18 protein-coding genes are annotated in these 18,026 nt (G+C 65.7%); 9 read left to right on the top strand and 9 right to left on the bottom strand.

Going from position 1 to position 18,026, the window contains the following annotated elements; translation table 11 throughout:
- The 3 genes from PMN64_RS23000 to PMN64_RS22990 are packed head-to-tail and all read right to left on the bottom strand — an operon-like array spanning nt 1 to nt 2,844.
- Nucleotides 1-981, bottom strand: a complete 981-nt coding sequence (locus PMN64_RS23000; RefSeq protein WP_411782293.1) for a Gfo/Idh/MocA family protein — start codon at nt 979-981, stop codon at nt 1-3.
- The gene (locus tag PMN64_RS22995; protein ID WP_411782292.1) at nt 978-1,865 is read right to left on the bottom strand and encodes an NAD(P)-dependent oxidoreductase; all 888 of its coding nucleotides are present in this window, start codon (nt 1,863-1,865) and stop codon (nt 978-980) included. Before PMN64_RS22995 ends, PMN64_RS23000 begins: the two co-directional genes overlap by 4 nt.
- Before the next feature lie 19 nt (nt 1,866-1,884).
- The gene (locus PMN64_RS22990; protein ID WP_411782291.1) at nt 1,885-2,844 is read right to left on the bottom strand and encodes a Bug family tripartite tricarboxylate transporter substrate binding protein; all 960 of its coding nucleotides are present in this window, start codon (nt 2,842-2,844) and stop codon (nt 1,885-1,887) included.
- Between the two features lie 136 nt (nt 2,845-2,980).
- On the opposite strand from PMN64_RS22990, the gene PMN64_RS22985 reads away from it, so the two are divergent.
- The 3 genes from PMN64_RS22985 (at nt 2,981) to PMN64_RS22975 (ending at nt 6,163) form a co-directional block, all read left to right on the top strand.
- Nucleotides 2,981-3,370 (top strand): carboxymuconolactone decarboxylase family protein, encoded by a 390-nt coding sequence (locus PMN64_RS22985; protein ID WP_051002989.1) that lies wholly within the window; start codon nt 2,981-2,983, stop codon nt 3,368-3,370.
- 60 nt (nt 3,371-3,430) lie between these two features.
- Entirely contained in the window at nt 3,431-4,792 is a 1,362-nt protein-coding gene (gene pcaB / locus PMN64_RS22980; RefSeq protein ID WP_304497600.1) for a 3-carboxy-cis,cis-muconate cycloisomerase, read from the top strand.
- Between the two features lie 114 nt (nt 4,793-4,906).
- Complete coding sequence (locus tag PMN64_RS22975; RefSeq protein ID WP_411782290.1) at nt 4,907-6,163, top strand: aminopeptidase; 1,257 nt, start codon at nt 4,907-4,909, stop codon at nt 6,161-6,163.
- A 185-nt stretch (nt 6,164-6,348) separates the two neighbouring features.
- Here PMN64_RS22975 and PMN64_RS22970 read toward each other — a convergent pair whose 3' ends face one another.
- From PMN64_RS22970 to PMN64_RS22960, 3 genes are all read right to left on the bottom strand, one after another.
- The gene (locus PMN64_RS22970) at nt 6,349-7,281 is read right to left on the bottom strand and encodes a GNAT family N-acetyltransferase (protein ID WP_411782289.1); all 933 of its coding nucleotides are present in this window, start codon (nt 7,279-7,281) and stop codon (nt 6,349-6,351) included.
- A gap of 11 nt (nt 7,282-7,292) precedes the next feature.
- Nucleotides 7,293-8,342 (bottom strand): amidohydrolase family protein, encoded by a 1,050-nt coding sequence (locus PMN64_RS22965; RefSeq protein ID WP_411782288.1) that lies wholly within the window; start codon nt 8,340-8,342, stop codon nt 7,293-7,295.
- A 134-nt stretch (nt 8,343-8,476) separates the two neighbouring features.
- Complete coding sequence (locus tag PMN64_RS22960; RefSeq protein WP_411782287.1) at nt 8,477-9,421, bottom strand: EamA family transporter; 945 nt, start codon at nt 9,419-9,421, stop codon at nt 8,477-8,479.
- Between the two features lie 90 nt (nt 9,422-9,511).
- On the opposite strand from PMN64_RS22960, the gene PMN64_RS22955 reads away from it, so the two are divergent.
- Nucleotides 9,512-10,135 (top strand): CGNR zinc finger domain-containing protein, encoded by a 624-nt coding sequence (locus tag PMN64_RS22955; RefSeq protein ID WP_411782286.1) that lies wholly within the window; start codon nt 9,512-9,514, stop codon nt 10,133-10,135.
- Between the two features lie 11 nt (nt 10,136-10,146).
- Here the strand turns inward: PMN64_RS22955 and PMN64_RS22950 are convergent, their stop codons facing one another.
- Entirely contained in the window at nt 10,147-10,962 is an 816-nt protein-coding gene (locus PMN64_RS22950; protein ID WP_411782285.1) for an MBL fold metallo-hydrolase, read from the bottom strand.
- Between the two features lie 170 nt (nt 10,963-11,132).
- On the opposite strand from PMN64_RS22950, the gene PMN64_RS22945 reads away from it, so the two are divergent.
- Nucleotides 11,133-12,071: an alpha/beta fold hydrolase gene (locus tag PMN64_RS22945; protein ID WP_411782284.1), complete on the top strand. Its 939-nt coding sequence runs from the start codon at nt 11,133-11,135 to the stop codon at nt 12,069-12,071.
- Between the two features lie 3 nt (nt 12,072-12,074).
- Here PMN64_RS22945 and PMN64_RS22940 read toward each other — a convergent pair whose 3' ends face one another.
- Nucleotides 12,075-13,595, bottom strand: coding sequence for a permease (locus tag PMN64_RS22940; RefSeq protein WP_411782283.1), 1,521 nt, complete (start codon nt 13,593-13,595; stop codon nt 12,075-12,077).
- The gene (locus tag PMN64_RS22935) at nt 13,592-14,344 is read right to left on the bottom strand and encodes an ABC transporter ATP-binding protein (RefSeq protein ID WP_038384798.1); all 753 of its coding nucleotides are present in this window, start codon (nt 14,342-14,344) and stop codon (nt 13,592-13,594) included. Before PMN64_RS22935 ends, PMN64_RS22940 begins: the two co-directional genes overlap by 4 nt.
- A 295-nt stretch (nt 14,345-14,639) precedes the next feature.
- On the opposite strand from PMN64_RS22935, the gene PMN64_RS22930 reads away from it, so the two are divergent.
- The 4 genes from PMN64_RS22930 to PMN64_RS22915 form a co-directional block, all read left to right on the top strand.
- Complete coding sequence (locus tag PMN64_RS22930; RefSeq protein ID WP_018269126.1) at nt 14,640-15,515, top strand: branched-chain amino acid ABC transporter permease; 876 nt, start codon at nt 14,640-14,642, stop codon at nt 15,513-15,515.
- A gap of 10 nt (nt 15,516-15,525) precedes the next feature.
- Complete coding sequence (locus PMN64_RS22925) at nt 15,526-16,677, top strand: branched-chain amino acid ABC transporter permease (protein WP_028339157.1); 1,152 nt, start codon at nt 15,526-15,528, stop codon at nt 16,675-16,677.
- Nucleotides 16,674-17,432, top strand: a complete 759-nt coding sequence (locus PMN64_RS22920) for an ABC transporter ATP-binding protein (RefSeq protein WP_028336610.1) — start codon at nt 16,674-16,676, stop codon at nt 17,430-17,432. Before PMN64_RS22925 ends, PMN64_RS22920 begins: the two co-directional genes overlap by 4 nt.
- A 10-nt stretch (nt 17,433-17,442) precedes the next feature.
- On the top strand, nt 17,443-18,026 hold a 584-nt coding region (locus tag PMN64_RS22915), incomplete at its 3' end, for an ABC transporter ATP-binding protein (protein ID WP_411782282.1).

Here is an 18,026-nt window from a genome sequence, read left to right as displayed (position 1 = left end):
TCACTGGCATGCCATATGGCAGGCAACCGGATGTCCGGACGACATCGATTGCAGCGCGGCCTCGAACGCAGCGAGCGTCGCCAGCACGTCCGCTTCAGGCACCGAGAACGGCTGCTTGCCTTCGACAGCGTCGGCAAAGGCCGCAAGTTCCGCGGTCAGGCTGTCGATCGCCGGATAGCGCGTGATCGCAGGCGCCTCGCCGGATTTCCGCAGCACCATCGTCTGTTCGTCGAGCACCTCGGCGGATCCCTTCGTTCCGAACACATGCACGCGCCAATAGAACGGTGTTGCGCGAATTGTCGCAAGGGTTGCGCTCACGCCATTCACAAATTCAATCGCCAAGGTTGCAGTGTCGAGCGGCGGCGGTCCCACCTCGCGCGCACTCAACCGGGCATAGACCTGGCGCGCGGGACCGAGCAGGCTGACGAAGCCGTCGAGCACATGCAGCCCCGCGCCGGTCAGGCCGCCGCCCGGCGATTCCTCGGGCGACAGCCGCCAGCCCTGCGTGATGCTCTGCGAGTTCTCGTTGCTGTTGTGGCCCTCGACATGCAGGATGGTGCCGAGCTCGCCGCTGGCCGTGACCGCGCGCAGCGCCTGCATCGACGGCCAGAACCGGCGGTTATGCCCGACCGCGAGCACCACGCCGGCGCTGCGGCACGCCGCGAACATCTCTGCGGCATCAGCGCGCCGAAGTGCCAGCGGCTTCTCGCAAAACACCTGCTTACCGGCGCCGGCTGCCGCGCTCACCTGGCCCTTGTGCAGCGAATGCGGCGTCGCCAGCAGCACGGCATCGACGCGAGGGTCGGCGAGGACATCGTCCAGGCTCGCCGTGACGGAGAGGCCGTGCGTCTCGCAAAAGCTGGCGGCGCCGTTGGCGTCGGGTTCCACCGCGCGGACGATCCTGAGCCGCGGCTCGTTGCGCGCGGCCCCGACCAGTGCGCGGCCCCATCGACCGAGGCCCGCGATCGCACAGTTGATCATGACTGTCCCTCACCGTGGCCGCGGCCGGCCCGGATCGCCTCGATGACCGCGGCGCTGTCGTTGTCCGGCCCTTGAAGCGCGATCGCCGCGCGCAGCAGTTCGGCCTGCACCGAGGTCAGCGGCAAGGGCAGGCCGTGCCGACCGGCCTCCTGCAGGATCAGTTCGGCATCCTTCAAGGTCTGCGCGATGTGCGATTGCGGCGAGAAATCCCGCGCCAGCATCTTCGGCCCCTTGCTGTCCATCACCTTGGAATATGCCGCCGATTGCCGCGCGGTCGCAAGGAACACCGCGCCGTCGAGGCCGAGGCTCTCGGCAAAGGCGATGCCCTCGGCCAGCGCGGCGCGGTTGTTCTGCAGGATGAGGTTGATGGCGAGCTTGGTGCGGCTGGCATTGCCGACCGCGCCGACATTGATCCGCTGCGGGCAGAGGATATCGAGCGTCGCCGCGGCGGCGTCGATGACGTCGGCATCGCCGGCGACCAGCGCGGTGGCGGTGCCCGCACGCACCTCGGCGCTGGTCCCCGAGATCGGCGCTTCGATAAAGGCGAGGTGCGAGCGGGAGGCGAATTCGGCGATTGCCACGATCTCACCCGGCGCGCAGGTGGTGGTGCAGATGACGCGCGGCGGCGGCGTCGCGTTGGCGAGGTCCGGCAGCAACGTCCTGACCTGGGCCGCGTCATACACCGCGATGACGATGGTCCGGCAGCGCGCCGCGACGTCGGCGGCGAACGCCGCGAACTCGGCGCCGCTGGCTCTCAGACCATCCGTCTTTGCGGCGTCGATGTCGAAGCCGATCACCCCGATGCCGGCGTCGATCAGCCGCGCGGAGAGCGCCGATCCCATCAGCCCCAGGCCAATCATGCCAACAGGTGTCTCGCGAGCCATGATGCGACGTCGCCTCGCTTTATTGCGGCTGGATGCCGGCCGCCTTGACCTCCGCCGACCAGCGCACGACCTCGCTCCTGACGAAGGCGCCGAACTCGGCCGGCGCCAGCGGCGCCACCATCACGCCGACATCGGCGAGCTTCTTCCTCGTCTCCGGCATCGCGAGGTATTTCGCACACTCGGCGTAGAGCTTGCTTACCACCGGTTCCGGCGTGCCGGCGGGCGCGAACAGGCCGTACCAGATCGTGGCCTCGAAGCCCGGCATCGCTTCGGCGAGTGCGGGCAGGCCGGGCGTCAGCTCGTTGCGGGTCGCCGACGTCACGGCGATGCCGCGCAAGGTGCCGCCCTGCATCTGCGGGATCGCGACCGAGAAGTCGCCGAAGGTGAGATCGATCACCCCCGCCATCACGTCGGTCATTGCCTGCGGCACGCCGCGATAGGACGCCGCGATCAGCGACAGGCCGCCGCGCGATTGCAGCTGGGCGATCGAGATCTGCGAGGCACCGGAGCCGTAGCCCGCGGTCAAATTGGGATTGGCCTTGGCGTAGCTGAGGAACTGCGGCAGGTCCCTGGCCGCGAGCTTCGGATTGACCAGCAGCACCATCGCCGTCGTGGTGGTGCGGATCACGGGTGCAAAGTCCTTCACCGGGTCGTAGGGCAGGCTCTTCAGCGTCGCGACATTGCTGGCATGGGTGGTGTTGGTGCCCATCAACAGCGTGTAGCCGTCGGGCGCGCTGCGGGCAACCTCCTGGGCGCCGATGCTGCCGAGCGCGCCGGCGCGGTTCTCGATCAGCACGGTCTGGCCGAACGCGTCCTGCAGATGCTGGCCGACCAGCCGCGCGACACTGTCGGGACCGGCGCCGGCCGGGAAGGGCACGATGATCTTGAGCGGCCGTTGCGGAAAATCGTCGGCGGCGAAAGCCGGCAGGACCGGAAGCGTCGCAAGCAGGACGACGAGCAGCCCCAGCCGTAACTTCATCCCGGTCCCCTCCCGTGTCTGCTTTTGCAAATTTATACGGACAAATACATCAGAAAGGCAAGCGTCAGGCCTGTCGGAATGTTGAAGTGCATCATATTTATCCGTATAAATAGTCCACTCAGGGAGCCCGACGACGATGGTGGACATCAGCGATCTCCATGCGCGCGGACTGCGCCGGCGCCAGAAGATGTTCGGCGAGGTCGATGTCGCCAAGCGGATGGCCGCTGCCGGCGATTTCGGCACGCCGCTGCAAGACATCATCAACGCCTATGTCTATGGCGACGTCTGGGAGCGCAGCGGGTTGTCCGACCAGATCCGCAGCCTCGTGATGCTCGGCATCACCGCGGCGAGCAGCAAGCCGGCCGAGTTCCGCGTCCATGCCAAGGGTGCGCTGGCCAATGGCTGCACCGCCGCGCAGGTGCAGGACGTGCTGCTGCTGGTCGCGATGTATTGCGGCATTCCGGCCGCGATCGAGACCAGCAAGATCGCAGCCGAGGTGTTCGGCGAGGTGCCGCCTGAGGGGTAGGGTACAAGCCCCTGCCGTGATAGGGACGTTGCCGACCGCGACCGGCAACAGGATCTGCCCATGTCCGCCTTCCCGACCTCGACCACCGTGCTCGATTCCGTATTGTTTCGCGATGCCTTCGGCACGCACGAGATGCGCGGGGTGTTTTCCGACCTGCGGCTGATCGAGCGCTACGCCGAGGTCGAAGTCGCGCTGGCAAGGGCCGAAGCGCGCTGCGGTGTGATCCCGGCGGAAGCCGCCGCGGAGATCGCAAAACGGACCGATGTCGCCACATTCGATTTCGATCTGCTGCGGCAGGAGACCGACGTGGTCGGCTATCCGATCCTGCCGCTAGTGCATCAGATGGCGAAGCAATGCGGCGAGGCCGGCCGCTATGTCCATTGGGGCGCGACCACGCAGGACATCATGGACACCGCCGTGGTGCTGCAGCTGCGCGATGGCCTGAAGATCATCGAGGACGACATCGCCGCGCTGCGCGGCATCCTGGCTGATCTCTCGAAGCGATACCGCGACACGCCGATGGCCGGGCGCACCCATCTGCAGCAGGCGCTGCCGGTGACCTTCGGCTACAAGACCGCGATCTGGCTCGCCGCCTTCGATCGCCACGCCGCGCGGCTCGTGGAGCTGAAGCCGCGCGTGCTGGTCGGCCAGTTCGCCGGCGCCGCCGGCACGCTGGCCTCGTTGGGTGACAAGGGTTTCGAGGTCCAGCAGGCGCTGTGCGAAGAGCTCGGCCTCGGCGTGCCCGTCTCCACCTGGCATGTTGCCCGCGACGGTCTGGCGGAAGTGGTGAATTTCCTCGCGCTGGTCACGGGAACGCTCGGCAAGATCGCGCTCGACATCATGATCATGGCGTCGACCGAGTTCGCCGAGGTCTACGAGCCGTTCGTGAAGGGGCGCGGCGCGTCCTCGACCATGCCGCAGAAGCGCAACCCGATCTCGTCGGAGTTGATGCTCGCCGCCGCCAAGGCGGTGCGCCAGCATGCCGGCCTGATGCTGGATGCGATGGTGCAGGATTTCGAGCGCGCCACCGGTCCGTGGCACGCCGAATGGATGGCGATCCCGGAAAGCTTCGTGCTGACCGCGGGCGCGCTGCATCAAGCGAGGTTCGCGCTTGGCGGCCTGATCGTCGACGAGCGGCGGATGGCCGACAATCTCGACATCAGCCGCGGGCTGATCGTGGCCGAAGCCGTGATGATGGGCCTCGCGCCCGCGATCGGCCGGCAGGAGGCGCATGACGTGGTCTATGACGCCTGCCGCGTCGCCAACGACAAGGGCCTGACGCTGGCCGAGGCGCTGGCCGCGGATGATCGCGTCGCCAGCCGGATCGATCGGGCGACGATCGACCGCCTCACCGCGCCGAAAAACTATCTCGGCCTCGCGCCCGAGATGGTCGACCGGGTGCTGGCCTCGGTGAAGCGGTAAAATTCGAGGCAATTGCTCGCCGTCGCGTGATCGAGCGCGGCGGCCGGGAACCTTGCGGATGCGGATCGAATTGGACTACGAATCCCGAGAGTTCCTCAAACGACACGGCGCTTCATGACCGCACATCAACGCAACCTTTCCGCCTCGATCGATCCCGTGAAACTCGATCGGCTCGCCGAAGTCGCGATCAAGGTCGGCCTGCAGCTGCAGCCGGGCCAGGATCTCTTGCTGACGGCGCCTGCCGCGGCGATGCCGCTGGTGCGGCGGGTGGTGGAGCATGCCTACAAGGCCGGTGCTGGTCTCGTGACCCCGTTCTTCTCGGACGAAGAGCTCACGCTGGCGCGCTACCGTTACGCCAGCGATGCGAGTTTCGATCGTGCCGCAAGCTGGCTCTATGAGGGCATGGCGAAGGCGTTCGGCGCCAACACCGCGCGCCTTGCGATCGTCGGCGACAACCCGATGCTGTTGTCGGGCGAAGATCCGGCCAAGGTGGCGCGCGCCAGCAAGGCCAATTCGATCGCCTACCAGCCGGCACTGGAGAAGATCGTCAATTTCGACACCAACTGGAACATCATCGCCTATCCGAGCACGTCCTGGGCCAAGCAGGTGTTCCCCGACGATGCCGAGGACGTCGCGGTGGCCAAGCTTGCCGATGCAATCTTCTCCGCCTCCCGGGTCGATCAGGACGGCGCCGTCGCCGCCTGGGCACAGCACAATGCGAAGCTCCGCGAGCGCACCGAATGGCTGAACGGCCAGCGCTTCCACGCGCTGAAATATTCCGGACCCGGCATGGACCTCACGATTGGCCTCGCCGACGGTCATGAATGGGAGGGCGGTGCGTCGACCGCCAAGAACGGCATCGTCTGCAATGCCAACATCCCGACCGAGGAAGTCTTCACCACCCCGCACTGCCGCCGCGTCAGCGGCCACGTCGTCAGCTCCAAGCCGCTGTCCTATCAGGGCACGCTGATCGACAATATCTCGGTCAAGTTCGAGGAAGGCCGCATCGTCGAGGCCAAGGCCTCGCGCGGCGAGGAAGTGCTGAAGAAGGTGCTCGACACCGACGAGGGCGCGCGCCGCCTAGGCGAGGTCGCGCTAGTGCCGCACTCCTCGCCGATTTCGAAGAGTGGGCTGCTGTTCTTCAACACGCTGTTCGACGAGAACGCCGCCTCGCACATCGCGCTCGGCCAGTGCTACTCGAAATGCTTCGTTAATGGCGACAAGCTGACGCCGCAGCAGATCGCCGAGCAGGGCGGCAACAAGAGCCTGATCCATATCGACTGGATGATCGGCTCCGCCCACACCGACATCGACGGCATCCACGCCGACGGCCGCAGCGTGCCGGTGTTCCGCAAGGGCGAGTGGGCGTAAGGGGCCCGCTCACCCCGTCCTCTCGAGCTTGGTTCCGTCATCCTGAGGTGCGCGCTCTTGCGCGCCTCGAAGGATGCACGGCCCGCATCTCGCGGGTGTGGAGAGAGCCCGGCCGTTCGCCCTTCGAGGCTCGCTCCGCTCGCGCCTCAGGGTGACGGGGATAGGTTTGCGCCGCCGGACTGTGACTAGCGAAACCGCCGCTCCCGCGCGGCGATCAGTTCGCCTCGCGGGGCGCTGAAGCGGCAGGTCTCGTGCTGCGGCCGGAAGCCGAGCCGGCGATAGATCTTCAGCGCGGGAGCGTTGCGGCTCGAGACGTTGAGCCAGCAGGGGTGCTCGACCGAGACGTCGTGTGCAGCCAGCACGCGATACACCAGCAGCTGGCCGAGTCCGCGCCCCTGCCGCACCGGGTCGACGGCGACCGACTCGATCCACATCGAGTTCCGCTCCGGCTCGGTCAGGCAGAAGCCCGACATCTGTCCATCCTCGGACGCGATCCAGACTTCGCTCTCGGTCAGGACCTGCGCCATCTCCTCCGGCGAATACAGGCGGAAGGCGGCGTCCGAGGCATAGGCGGCATTGTGGATGCGCGCGACCTCGCCCGCGCAGGCGGTGACGTCGCTGACCTGCTCGATGGTGGCGCGCGCGGCCGCGAGCGTGCGCGCCGGCTGCAGCGGCTCGACGCACTTCATCCCGATCTCGGACTCGACATGAACAAAGCCGAAGGCAGCAACGAAGGCCATTCCGGCGGGCCAGTCGCTGCTCACCAGCGTCTGCACGGTGAGATCGGGATCGGTGTCGATCGCAAGCAGGTGGTCGAACAGTGCGAGGCCAATCCGGTGGCGCCGCATCTCGGGCGCCACGACGATCTTGAGGAACCGGGAATGATGCGCGCCCTGGTCGCGCAACGACGACTCGGCGAGGCCGCAGGGCACGCCATCGCGCTCGGCAACACGAAAGTCGCGCCCGCCGCGGTTCTGCGGCAGCTTCAGGAACTGATCCCATTGCGGCAGCGTGACAGGGCCTAGCCGCGGTTCCACCGCGGCTGCCTTTGCGTAAAGTTCGACCACCGCTTCCGCATCAGCCTCTCGAAGCGGCCGGATGGTGATGCCGTCATCCATGAGTCGAGAGTTTACCCGATATCGAGCCGATAGACATCCTTTGCCGTCTTCAAGAACAACGCCGTCTTTTCGGCTTCGCTATATTGTGATGCAAGCCGTTTAAAGGTGTTGAAGATGACCTGGTAGCTGCATTGCCCCTTATCAGGTGGGAAGTTGCTCTCGAACATGCAACGGTCCGGACCGAACGCCTCGATGCAGGTCTCGATATAAGGCCGCCAGGCGGCGGCGAGTTCCTCCGACGAGGGCGGCCTGGGGCGGAGGTGGAAGTCGTAGCCGAGCAGGCACATCGCCAGCCCGCCGAGCTTGACGACGACATTCGGGCATTGGGCGATCTCCTGGATCGACGCCTTCCAGACCGGAAAGGTCTCCGCGCGCTTGCCGGCGAAGCGGCCGGTGCCGACCGGGCCGCCGCAATGGTCGAGCACGATCCTGGTATCGGGAAAGGCGCGGGCGAGGTCGGTCAGTTCGCCGATCTGCGGGTGGAACAACCAGGCATCGAAGCTGAGGCCGAGCGGCGCCAGGCAGGCGAATCCCCTACGAAAGGTGGAGTCCAGCAGAATGCCCTTCGGCCGGTTCGCGTACATGTGGGCGACGTTGGGATCCTCGTCCCAGGCCGAGGAGTGGCGGATGCCGCGGAACCGGCCGTTGCCGGCGGCAATCTGCGCCTCCAGCACCGCCTTGGCCTGATCGCCGATCAGAAGATTAACGTGGCTGACGATGCCGGCGCAGATCGCCGCCTTGCCGTAGCCGCCGCTCGCCGCCATCGCCGCGACGCCGTTGGCAAACTCGACCTCGCCAACCGGACGGAACGCCTCCGGCCCGTCGGCGCGGTACATCGACCGGCAATCGACATAGACGGTGGCCACGATGTTGTGGCCCCAGGCAATGTCGTCGCGCATTTCCTCGATCAGATAGCGCAAGCCCCCGCGATCCCAGAGATGGTGATGCGGATCGACGATCGGCCGGGCCGGATCGATGATCTCTTCAGTGTATTGGGCGAGCCAGTCTTCGCGCGGGTTGGCATAGAGCCCGCTGGCGGAGGCGGGCAGAGTGCTGGCCATGGATGATACTCCCTGTTCTTGCTCTTGTCGGCCGCCGATACGATGTCGGCTGTGGGGAGGATAACGAGCCGCGGCGGAGCGCGTCAAACCCGGGCCTCTGCCTGAGGAAGCTTGCGTATGTCTGCGCGTGCCGGTCAACCCGACCGCATTGCCGGTCGCGACCATGTCATCGACTGAGGTTGCCTCGCCGACGCCGGCGATGCCTGCTCGGCGCGCCAGGCGATGATGACCGAGGCGATGACGAGAAGCGCCCCAAACAACATCGTGACGGAAAACGGCTCGCCCAGAATCAGCGTGCCGAGCAGCACGGCGATGATCGGGTTGACGAAGATGTAGGTCGAGACCATGAACGTCGACACATTGTCGAGCAGCCAGCGAAAGGCCGTGAAGCCGATGACGCTGCCGGCGATGGCGAGATAGATCACCGCCGCGAGCGAGGGCGCCGAAACGTCGCGCGGCGAGAAGCCTTCCAGTTCACCGGACGCAACACTGATCGCAAACAGGACCGCGCCGCCGATCGACAGCTGCATGCCTGACGACAATGTTGGCGAGCCATGATCCGAAGTCCGACGCGACAGCACCGTGCCCACCGCCCAGGAGAACGCCGCAGCGAGCAACAGCAGAATGGGGAGGATGCTGAAATGGCCCTGTCCGGCCGATTGCCAGCCCACGATTGCAACACCAGCAAGGCCGGGCAGCAATGCGACCAGCGTCATGGTCGCGGGACGCCGGGTTTGCGGATACAGGAAATCGATGAGCAACACCCAGAACGGAATCGTGGCCAGCATGATCGCAGCGATGCCGGACGGAACCGATTGCTGGGCATAAGCGAGAACACCATGGCAGCCGACGAAGAACAGCACGCCGCAGAGCGCGGCGGTCAGCCAGTTCCACCGCGAAACGCGCGTGACGTCCGCCCCGTTCAGCGCAATCAGGATCAGGCCGCCGCCGAGCGAGCGAAGGCCCATCAGCAGGAACGGCGGGATCGACTTCAAGCCGAGCGCGATCGCGAAGTAGGTGGAACCCCAAAGCAGATAGATGGCGGCGAACGCGCCGACAATCAAAAGGCGCTTGGACATGCGAGGCTCCCGAGCTAGATTCTAACCCCTTAATGGGTTGTCAAATCCAACCCGTTAAGGGGTTATGCGTTCCGGAGGAGTTGCTGGACCATGTCGCGTGTTCCTTCGCCTGAGGCGTCGTCCCGGGAAGAGCTCAGCATCAAGTTCGTCAATACCGTCGCATGGCGTCTCCGCGACCTGGTTGAGGACCGGATCGCAACCTCGGATTCCATCCTGAAATGGCTGCTCGATGCCGAACTGGCGGACCGCCGGATCGCCGCGCAGCTCAGGGCGCGATGGAAATCCTCACCGCGTGAGGCAGATACCTTTCTGAATGCGGCGCATGGCCTGCGCGAGGCGCTCTACAAGTTATTTGTTGCTCGCATCGTGGGTGGCCGGGCCGATCCGACAGCGGTGGCCGATCTCAACCGGTCTCTCGGAACTGGATCGGGTGGTGTTGCGCTCGGAACCGTCGGCGACACCCTGCGGTGGCTGCCGACCGCCGGGAAGGTCACACCCGACGCGCTGTTGAAGCCGATCGCGTGGTCGGCGGTGAGCCTTCTGACCGGCCCCCGTGCCGAGCGGGTGAAGCAGTGCCAGGACGAGCGGGGCTGCGGCTGGTTGTTCGTCGACGAGAGTCGCGCCCAGAACCGGCGGTGGTGCTCGATGGGCGATTGCGGCAATCTCGCCAAATCGCGCCGGCATTACCAGCGCAGCCAAGCGGTGGAAGAATGACGACGTGAGCCTCACACCCCGTCGAGGATGATCACCGTCGGCGTCGCCGGCAGGGTGTCGCGCGAGATCCGCAGGGTGCGCTCGCCGCCGTGGCGATCGATCTGGAACTGCTGGCCGATCAGGCGCATGAACTCGTCGAGCGGGGTAGCGAAGCGGTGCATCGGCAGCACGACGGCGGCGCGCAATCGCCTGGTGATCTCGGAGATGCCGTCGAGCGACATTGTATAGGTGCCGTCGATCGGCACCATCACGATGTCGAGCCGGCCGATCGTGGCGAAATGGTTGTCGTCGAGCTTGACGTGGAGGTGGCCGAGATGGCCGATGCAGAGGCCGGCGACCTCGAAGATGAAGATCGAATTGCCGTCCTTGATCATCTCGCCGCCGGAGTCTTCGCCCCAGTAGCGGCGGATGTCGGTGGTGACATTGCGGATATAGACGTCGCCGATGCGCTCAGCGTAATGCGCGGCCTGGCCGTTCTCGCCCCAGCCATGCAGCACGTGGGGAATCTTGGGATCGGGAAACAGCGTGTAATGGGTCGCGTGGGCCCGGTTCATGGTCGCGACGTCGGGCAGCCGCCCGGTCCGATAGACGCCGTTATAGTCGGTCGCGATCCGGATGCCGCCCGGCGTGTCGATGTAATAGGTCGAATGGCCGGCATAGGTGATCGCGACCTCGTCGGCTTTGGCTGCGACGCGCCGGTAGTTCACCGGGACGGCGCGCGGCGGCGCATTTGCCATCGCCATGCATTCGCTGCGCGGGGCATCCTGCGCGAAGGCGTGGCTGGTGAACGTTCCCAGCAAGACGAGCGCGGCGAGCAATCTCAGCATGACCTGTTCCGTCTGCGGCGGCATCCGCGGACGGAAGATTAGCGCGCAATTGGCGCGCCGTCATGATGAGGCCCGTGCATCGCTCCATGGCGCGGGCTGCAATATGAGCCGGCGATTATTGCGTCGGGACACGCTAGGATGCCGCGCAAACCGAGATAAGGGAGTTCTGCGTGACTGATAACGTCTCATCGCAGCGCGCGCCTTCGACCAAACGGCTCGAGCCGTTACGGCAGGTCGACGCCGGTGTGCTCAGCATCGTTTATTGCGAAGCGGGCCCATCCGATGGGCCGGCCGTGATGCTGATGCACGGCTTCCCCTACGACATCCACTCCTATGTGGACGTCGCGCCCCCGCTGGCGGCGCAAGGCTGTCGGGTCATCGTGCCCTATCTGCGCGGCTACGGACCGACGACCTTCCGCGACAAGGCGACGCCACGCTCGGGCGAGCAGGCGGCGGTCGGCGCCGACATGATGGCGCTGATGGACGCGCTCGGCATCGAGCGCGCGGTGTTCGCCGGCTATGACTGGGGCGGCCGCGCCGCATCGATCGGTGCGGCGCTGTGGCCGGAAAGATGCATCGGACTCGTCTGCACCAACGGCTACATGATCCAGGACATCGCGCATGCAATGGTGCCGGCGCCGCCGGATCGCGAGGTGGCGCTGTGGTATCAGTACTACTTCCAGCTCGAGCGAGGGCGGGCGGGGCTCGCCGCCAACCGGCGCGGCATCGCCAAGATCCTGTGGACGCAATGGTCGCCGAGCTGGGCGTTCGATGACGCCTGCTTCGAGCGGACTGCGGTCGCGTTCGACAATCCTGATTATGTCGACGTGGTGATCCACAGTTATCGGCACCGCTACGGCGTTGTCGATGGGGATCCGCAATATGTGGATTTGCAGCGGCGGTTGGCCGCGCTGCCGGTGATCACGGTCCCCACCATCACGCTCGACGGCGGCGATGACGGGGTTACAGCTGCCGGCGACGGCAGCGCCAGCGCGGCTAAATACACGGCCCGCCGGGCCTATCGCGTGATCCCGGGCGCCGGCCACAATCTGCCGCAGGAAGCGCCGGAGGCGTTTGCCGCGGCGGTGATGGAGCTGGTGAAGGGTTAAATCTTACGCGCGCCGCGGGCTGATCTTCCAGGCGATGGCAAGCGTCAGCAGCGTCAGAATGCCGCTGACCAGAGCGGCCGTCGGGATTGTCAGGGCCAGCGCCGTGGTTGCGGCCCAGCCGATCGAGGAGAAGGCTTCCGCGAAAGTGGCGATGCGGGAGGAGGTCTGACGCCGGCGGAATTGGCTGCGCTTGGCCTGTGCCCGGAACCAGAGCTGGACGGCGGCGGCGGATGCGGTCGCGATGATGATCGCGATCGCTGTGACCGCGGCCTGCCCTGGCGAGGCAAACGCCAGCGCGGCCACCAGCGGGGCGAAGACCACGGCGATTGCGAACAGGACCACCTCGACCTTGGCGCGGGTCACGCGTGACGGCGGCAGCGGCGCGGTCGCCACCAGATCGGGCGCGTCCTCGCCGGAGATGGTCAGCCAGGCGAGCCCGCCGGCGAGCTGGCCCGCGGCCATGACGATGACGGGCGTAATCAGCACGATCGCGGTCGACGTGCCGGAGAAGCTTCGCCACAGCATCAGCGCCGGCGGCAGCAGATAGAGCATCTGCATCAGGCTCTGCGACAGCAGCCACGGATCGCGGCGCAGCAGCAAGAATTCCTTGCGCCGCAGCGCCTGCTGCCGCGAGCCCGCCCGGAAAGCGCGGGCGCGTCCCCGCGTCACCGCAGCCGGATTGGCGGCGACGCTGGCGACCGTATCCGCGAACCGCGGTGCGAATATCGCCATCACGCCGCCGAGCATCACGAGCGCCGCGGCGAGCAACAGCATCATGATTTCGAGCTCGCCGAGCGATGCCCGTGCCGGCCACCACAGCAGGCTGTCGGGAGCGGGGGCAATTCGCGCCGCGGTTTCCGAGGTCAGAAAGGCAAAGCGCGACAGCGTGCCGTAGGACAGCACGGCCACGACCTGCAGCGCGATGACAAAGCCGGCGCCGATCATGGCGGAGACGACCTGCGCCACCAGCCGCGTCCGGCTCGGTCCGATCAGGCGGAACAGGAACGCGGTGACGGCGATCGCGGTGGCTGCCGCCGACAGCCCGATCGCAAGGACGACGCCGAAGCCGGCGAGCCAGCGCGGGCCGCCGAGATAGACCAGCACGTCGATGAACGGCGTCGACAGCAAGAGCGCCATGCTGCTCACCGTCAGCGCGATCGCGGCGCTCCGGATCGAGAAGATGTTGGTGAGTTTTGCCGGCGACGACATGATCAGATCGAGATCGGCGCGGGCGTAGAACACGCGCGTCACCGACTCGATCGCCTGCGAGAGCATCAGCGCCCAGGCCAGGAAGATCGTCGCGGTCAGCACGATCAGCGAGGACGGGTCGAGCGGAAACCGCAGGTCGGCATAGCGGTTGACCACGGCATAAGCCGGCAGATGCAGGATCGCCGCGAAGATCAGGAGGCCGATCACGGCGCGATTGCGCCGGCGCCGGCCGCCGGTCATCATCGCCAGCCATTCGCGCCAAGCCAGGCGGAATTCGTGGCGCGCGAACCAGGTGAGGTGGGCGACCGAGCTCACGCGGCCGCCGCTTCGGTATCGACCAGCGCGATGAACATATCCTCGAGGGTGGTGTCGTTGCGGCCGTTCTGCTCGCGCAGCTCGGCCAGCGTGCCCTCGGCGATCAGCCTGCCGGCCGCGATCACGCCGATCCGATCGGCCATCCGCTCGGCGACTTCGAGAATGTGGGTCGTCATGATCACGGTGCAGCCGGCGCGGACGCGCTCCTGCAGCAGCCCCTTGACGTGACGCGCCGACAGCGCGTCGAGGCCGGTCAGCGGCTCGTCGAGAATGATCAGGCGGGGATCGTGCACCAGCGCGCCGGCGAGCGCCACCTTCTGGCGCATGCCCTTGGAGAAGCCTTCGCAGCGCTCGTTGAGATGCGGCTCGAGCCCGAGCGACATCAGGAGATCGCGCGCCGAGCTCTCCGAGGTGCGCGGATCGATGCCCCACAGGCCGGCGACGAATTCGAGATATTCCAGCGGCGTCAGCTTGTCGTAGATCATCGGCTCGTCGGACACCCAGGCCATGATCTGCTTGGCGGCGACCGGATCGGCGAGCGCGTCGATGCCGAGGATCGACACCGAGCCGGCATCGGGCCGCAATAGCCCCGCCACCATGCGCAGCGTCGTGGTCTTGCCGGCGCCGTTCGGCCCGAGCAGCGCATAGAATTCGCCGACACGGATCGTGAGATCGAGCGCGTCGACCGCCGGGCGGTCAAAACGCTTGGTTAACCCTCGCACGGCGAGTGCGGACAGTTCAGGTGTCATGGCGTGGTGGCGATCCGGAATTTCGCTCGTCGGTTGCGCAAGCTTTGGACAAAAACCGTTTCGGTGCAGTGAATCGCACGGGGCAAATCAAAGGCGATATCCGTATTAGTCCGTGCTGCGGCAAATCTCCGCAAATGTGATGATACAGCGACATCAGCGGTTTGTTGACAGGGATCGAGCCTTTTGGCTCAATCGGGGCGGACATAGGCGGCTTTCAGCGCTCCAGACACAAGGGCGTGAGGGCGGGATGCAACGAGCGATCGGATAAGAATCGCCGGGCATCGGGGAGGGAACGATGCTGGACTTTGTTCAGCAACTCGTCAGCGGCATCGCGCTCGGCTGCGTTTACGGCCTGATCGCGCTCGGCTTCGTGCTGGTCTACAAGGCAACTGAGGTCGTCAATTTCGCGCAAGGCGATTTGATGATGCTGGGCGGCTTTTTTGCCTTCACCTTCATCGGCATGCTTGGGCTGAATTACTGGGTCGGGTTCGCCGGCGCGGTGATCTGCATGGCGCTGTTCGGCATGCTGGCCGAGCGGCTCGTGGTGCGGCCGATCCTCGGCTATCCACAGTTCTCCATCATCATGGCGACGATCGGGCTCGGCTATTTCCTGCGCTCGATCTCCGGCATGATCTGGGGCACCGACGACTTCAAGATCGAAACGCCGTTCAGCCAGGGCGTCCTGCGGATCGGCAGCCTGGTGCTAGCCTACGACAAGCTGTCGGTGATCGCGGCGACCATCATCCTGTGCGCGCTGCTCTATCTGTTCTTCAACCGCACCACGCTCGGCACCGCGATGCGCGCCAGCTCCGAGAACATGCTGGCTGCCTATTACATGGGCATTCCGGTCAAGCGTGTGGTCTCGATCGTCTGGGCGATCTCGGCCGCGGTCGCGACCTGCGCCGGCGTGCTGCTGGCGCCGATCACCTTCATTCATTCCAATGTCGGCCTGGTGCTGGGGTTGAAGGCGTTTCCGGCCGCGGTGCTCGGCGGCTTCGGCTCGATCCCGGGCGCCGTGGTCGGCGGCGTCCTGATCGGCGTGATCGAGAGCATGGCCGGCTTCTATTTGCCGCAGGGATGGAAGGACGTCGCGCCCTACATCGTGCTGCTCGCGGTGCTGCTGCTCAAGCCCGAGGGCCTGTTCGGCCTTCATGTTCGCAAGAAAGTCTGAGGAGCAACACATGCGGTTTCTCTTCAAGACCGATTACGAAGACGACATCAAGCTGTTCCCGCATTCGGGCTACATCTATTCCTACGGCCTGTTGCTGGCGGTGCTGCTGATCGCGCCCTACGTGCTCTCAAGCTATCTGATGAGCCAGCTGGTCTTCGTCTGCATCTACGCGACCGTCGGCGTCGGGCTCCTGATCCTGACCGGCTTCACCGGACAGGCCTCGCTCGGCCATGCCGCGTTTCTGGCGATCGGCGCCTACACCGCGGCCTATCTGCAGCAGTTCAATGTGCCGTTCCCGGTCTACTTCCTCGCTGCGGGGCTGTTGACCGGCGTGGTTGGCGCGCTGGTCGGATTTCCGGCGCTGCGGCTGCAGGGCATCTATCTGGTGATCGCGACGATCTCCTTTGCGTTCATCGTCGAGGAGATCCTGGCGCGCTGGGAAAGCGTCACCAACGGCAATGAGGGCATGCGGGTCAAGACCATGCAGCTGCTCGGCACCACGGTGTCGCGCGATGGCCCGACCTTCTATTATCTCTGCCTTGCGGTGCTGGTGCTGACCATCGTCGGCACGCTCAATCTGCTGCGCTCGCCGACCGGGCGCGCCTTCGTCGCGATCCGCGACAGCGAGACCGCGGCGCGCAGCATGGGCATCAATGTCGCGCTCTACAAGGTGAAGTCGTTCGCGATCTCGGCGGCGATCACCGGCTTTGCCGGCGTGCTGTTCGCGCACAAGCTGTCCTTCATCTCGCCCGAGATGTTCACGCTGCAGCTCTCGATCGAGTTCATCATCGTGATCCTGATCGGCGGCACGTTCAGCCTGCACGGCGCGGTGCTGGGCGCGATCTTCCTGGTCATGATCGATCCGTTCCTGACCTATCTGAAGGACGACATGCCCGGCGTGATCGGCGGCGTTGCGGCGACCCTCGGCGCCGGCACCGAGCGCGCGGGCCACATCCAGGACGCGGTCGCAGCCTTCGCCTCCGCCAACGGACTGAAGGGTGCGATCTACGGCATCATCATCGTGCTGTTCGTGCTGTTTGAGCCGCTCGGACTCTACGGCCGCTGGCTCAAGATCAAGCTCTTCTTCCAGCTGTTCCCGCTCTACAAGCGCGCGACCTTCAAGCGGCAGAAGATCTACGTGAAATCGGAGCGGAACAGATGAGCTATTTCCGCGCCGAGAACCTGTCGCTGCATTTCGGGGGCCTCAAGGCGGTCGATGCGGTCAGCTTCGCGGTCGAGAAGGGCGAGATCCTCTCGATCATCGGGCCCAACGGCGCCGGCAAAAGCTCGATCTTCAACCTGATCTCGCGGATCTACCCGCCGACCTCCGGCAAGATCTTCTTCGAGGATCAGGACATCACCCAGGAGCCGGCCTACGACATCGCGAAGCTCGGCATCGCGCGCACCTTCCAGAACATCGAGCTGTTCGAGAACGCGACCGTGCTGAGCAATCTCCTGGTCGGCCGCCATCGCCATTCCACCACCCGGCTCTGGCAGGAGCTATTGTTCCTGCCGAGCGTTCGCGCCGGCGAGAAGGCGCATCGCCGCCGCGTCGAGCAGGTGATCGAGTTTCTCGATCTCGAGCCCTACCGCGACAAGCTGATCTCGGGACTGCCTTACGGCGTGCGCAAGGTGATCGAGCTGGCGCGGGCGCTGTGCTCGGAGCCGAAGCTGATCCTGCTCGACGAGCCGTCCTCCGGACTCAATGTCGAGGAGACCGACGACATGTCGTTCTGGATCCGCGACATGAAGAGCGAGCTCGGCATCACGGTGCTGATGGTCGAGCACGACATGACGCTGGTCAACCGAGTCTCCGACCGCGTCATCGCGCTGAACTACGGCCGCGTGCTGGCGATGGGCTCGCCGTCCGAGGTGCAGCACCATCCCGACGTCGTCGCAGCGTATCTCGGCGCATGAGGATGATGCCATGAGCACAGCGGACATCATCCTGAAACTTTCCAACATCGAAAGCTATTACGGGCCGATCATGGCGATCCGCGGCATCAGCCTCGAGGTGCCGCGCGGCCGGATCGTGACGCTGCTCGGCGCCAATGGTGCTGGCAAGACCACGGTCTTGAAGACGATCTCCGGCATCCTCGACCCGCAGAAGGGCTCGATCGAATTCCTCGGCAAGCCGATCCAGCGCATGGAGGCCGATCGGATCGTGCGGCTCGGCCTCAGCCACGTGCCGGAGGGGCGCGAGGTGTTTCCGTTCCTGTCGGTGCGCGAAAACCTGATGATGGGCGCCTATCTGCGCAAGGACCGCGACGGTGTGGCGCAGGACCTCGAGCGCGTCTACGGCTATTTTCCACGGCTGAGGGAGCGGCTCGGCCAGCCGGCCGGGCAGCTTTCGGGCGGCGAGCAGCAGATGCTGGCGATCGGGCGGGCGCTGATGAACCGGCCGACGCTGCTGCTGCTCGATGAGCCGTCGCTCGGGCTGTCGCCGATCCTGGTGAAGGAGATCTTCACCATCATCCGCCGCGTCAATGAGGAGCAGGGCATGTCGATCCT

The organism is Bradyrhizobium sp. UFLA01-814, assembly GCF_046718885.1.
Classification (GTDB): Bacteria; Pseudomonadota; Alphaproteobacteria; order Rhizobiales; family Xanthobacteraceae; genus Bradyrhizobium; species Bradyrhizobium elkanii.
Note: the sequence above shows the minus strand (reverse complement) of the source record. Positions and strands in the feature narration are given on the sequence as shown.

Coding starts and splice junctions, on each gene's coding strand:
- PMN64_RS22975 (WP_411782290.1), top strand. CDS start 4,907: ATGACCGCACATCAACGCAACCTTTCCGCCTCGATCGATCCCGTGAAA.
- PMN64_RS22920 (WP_028336610.1), top strand. CDS start 16,674: ATGAGCTATTTCCGCGCCGAGAACCTGTCGCTGCATTTCGGGGGCCTC.
- PMN64_RS22930 (WP_018269126.1), top strand. CDS start 14,640: ATGCTGGACTTTGTTCAGCAACTCGTCAGCGGCATCGCGCTCGGCTGC.
- PMN64_RS23000 (WP_411782293.1), bottom strand. CDS start 981: ATGATCAACTGTGCGATCGCGGGCCTCGGTCGATGGGGCCGCGCACTG.
- PMN64_RS22935 (WP_038384798.1), bottom strand. CDS start 14,344: ATGACACCTGAACTGTCCGCACTCGCCGTGCGAGGGTTAACCAAGCGT.
- pcaB (WP_304497600.1), top strand. CDS start 3,431: ATGTCCGCCTTCCCGACCTCGACCACCGTGCTCGATTCCGTATTGTTT.
- PMN64_RS22965 (WP_411782288.1), bottom strand. CDS start 8,342: ATGGCCAGCACTCTGCCCGCCTCCGCCAGCGGGCTCTATGCCAACCCG.
- PMN64_RS22925 (WP_028339157.1), top strand. CDS start 15,526: ATGCGGTTTCTCTTCAAGACCGATTACGAAGACGACATCAAGCTGTTC.
- PMN64_RS22960 (WP_411782287.1), bottom strand. CDS start 9,421: ATGTCCAAGCGCCTTTTGATTGTCGGCGCGTTCGCCGCCATCTATCTG.
- PMN64_RS22950 (WP_411782285.1), bottom strand. CDS start 10,962: ATGCTGAGATTGCTCGCCGCGCTCGTCTTGCTGGGAACGTTCACCAGC.
- PMN64_RS22985 (WP_051002989.1), top strand. CDS start 2,981: ATGGTGGACATCAGCGATCTCCATGCGCGCGGACTGCGCCGGCGCCAG.
- PMN64_RS22955 (WP_411782286.1), top strand. CDS start 9,512: ATGTCGCGTGTTCCTTCGCCTGAGGCGTCGTCCCGGGAAGAGCTCAGC.
- PMN64_RS22970 (WP_411782289.1), bottom strand. CDS start 7,281: ATGGATGACGGCATCACCATCCGGCCGCTTCGAGAGGCTGATGCGGAA.
- PMN64_RS22995 (WP_411782292.1), bottom strand. CDS start 1,865: ATGGCTCGCGAGACACCTGTTGGCATGATTGGCCTGGGGCTGATGGGA.
- PMN64_RS22990 (WP_411782291.1), bottom strand. CDS start 2,844: ATGAAGTTACGGCTGGGGCTGCTCGTCGTCCTGCTTGCGACGCTTCCG.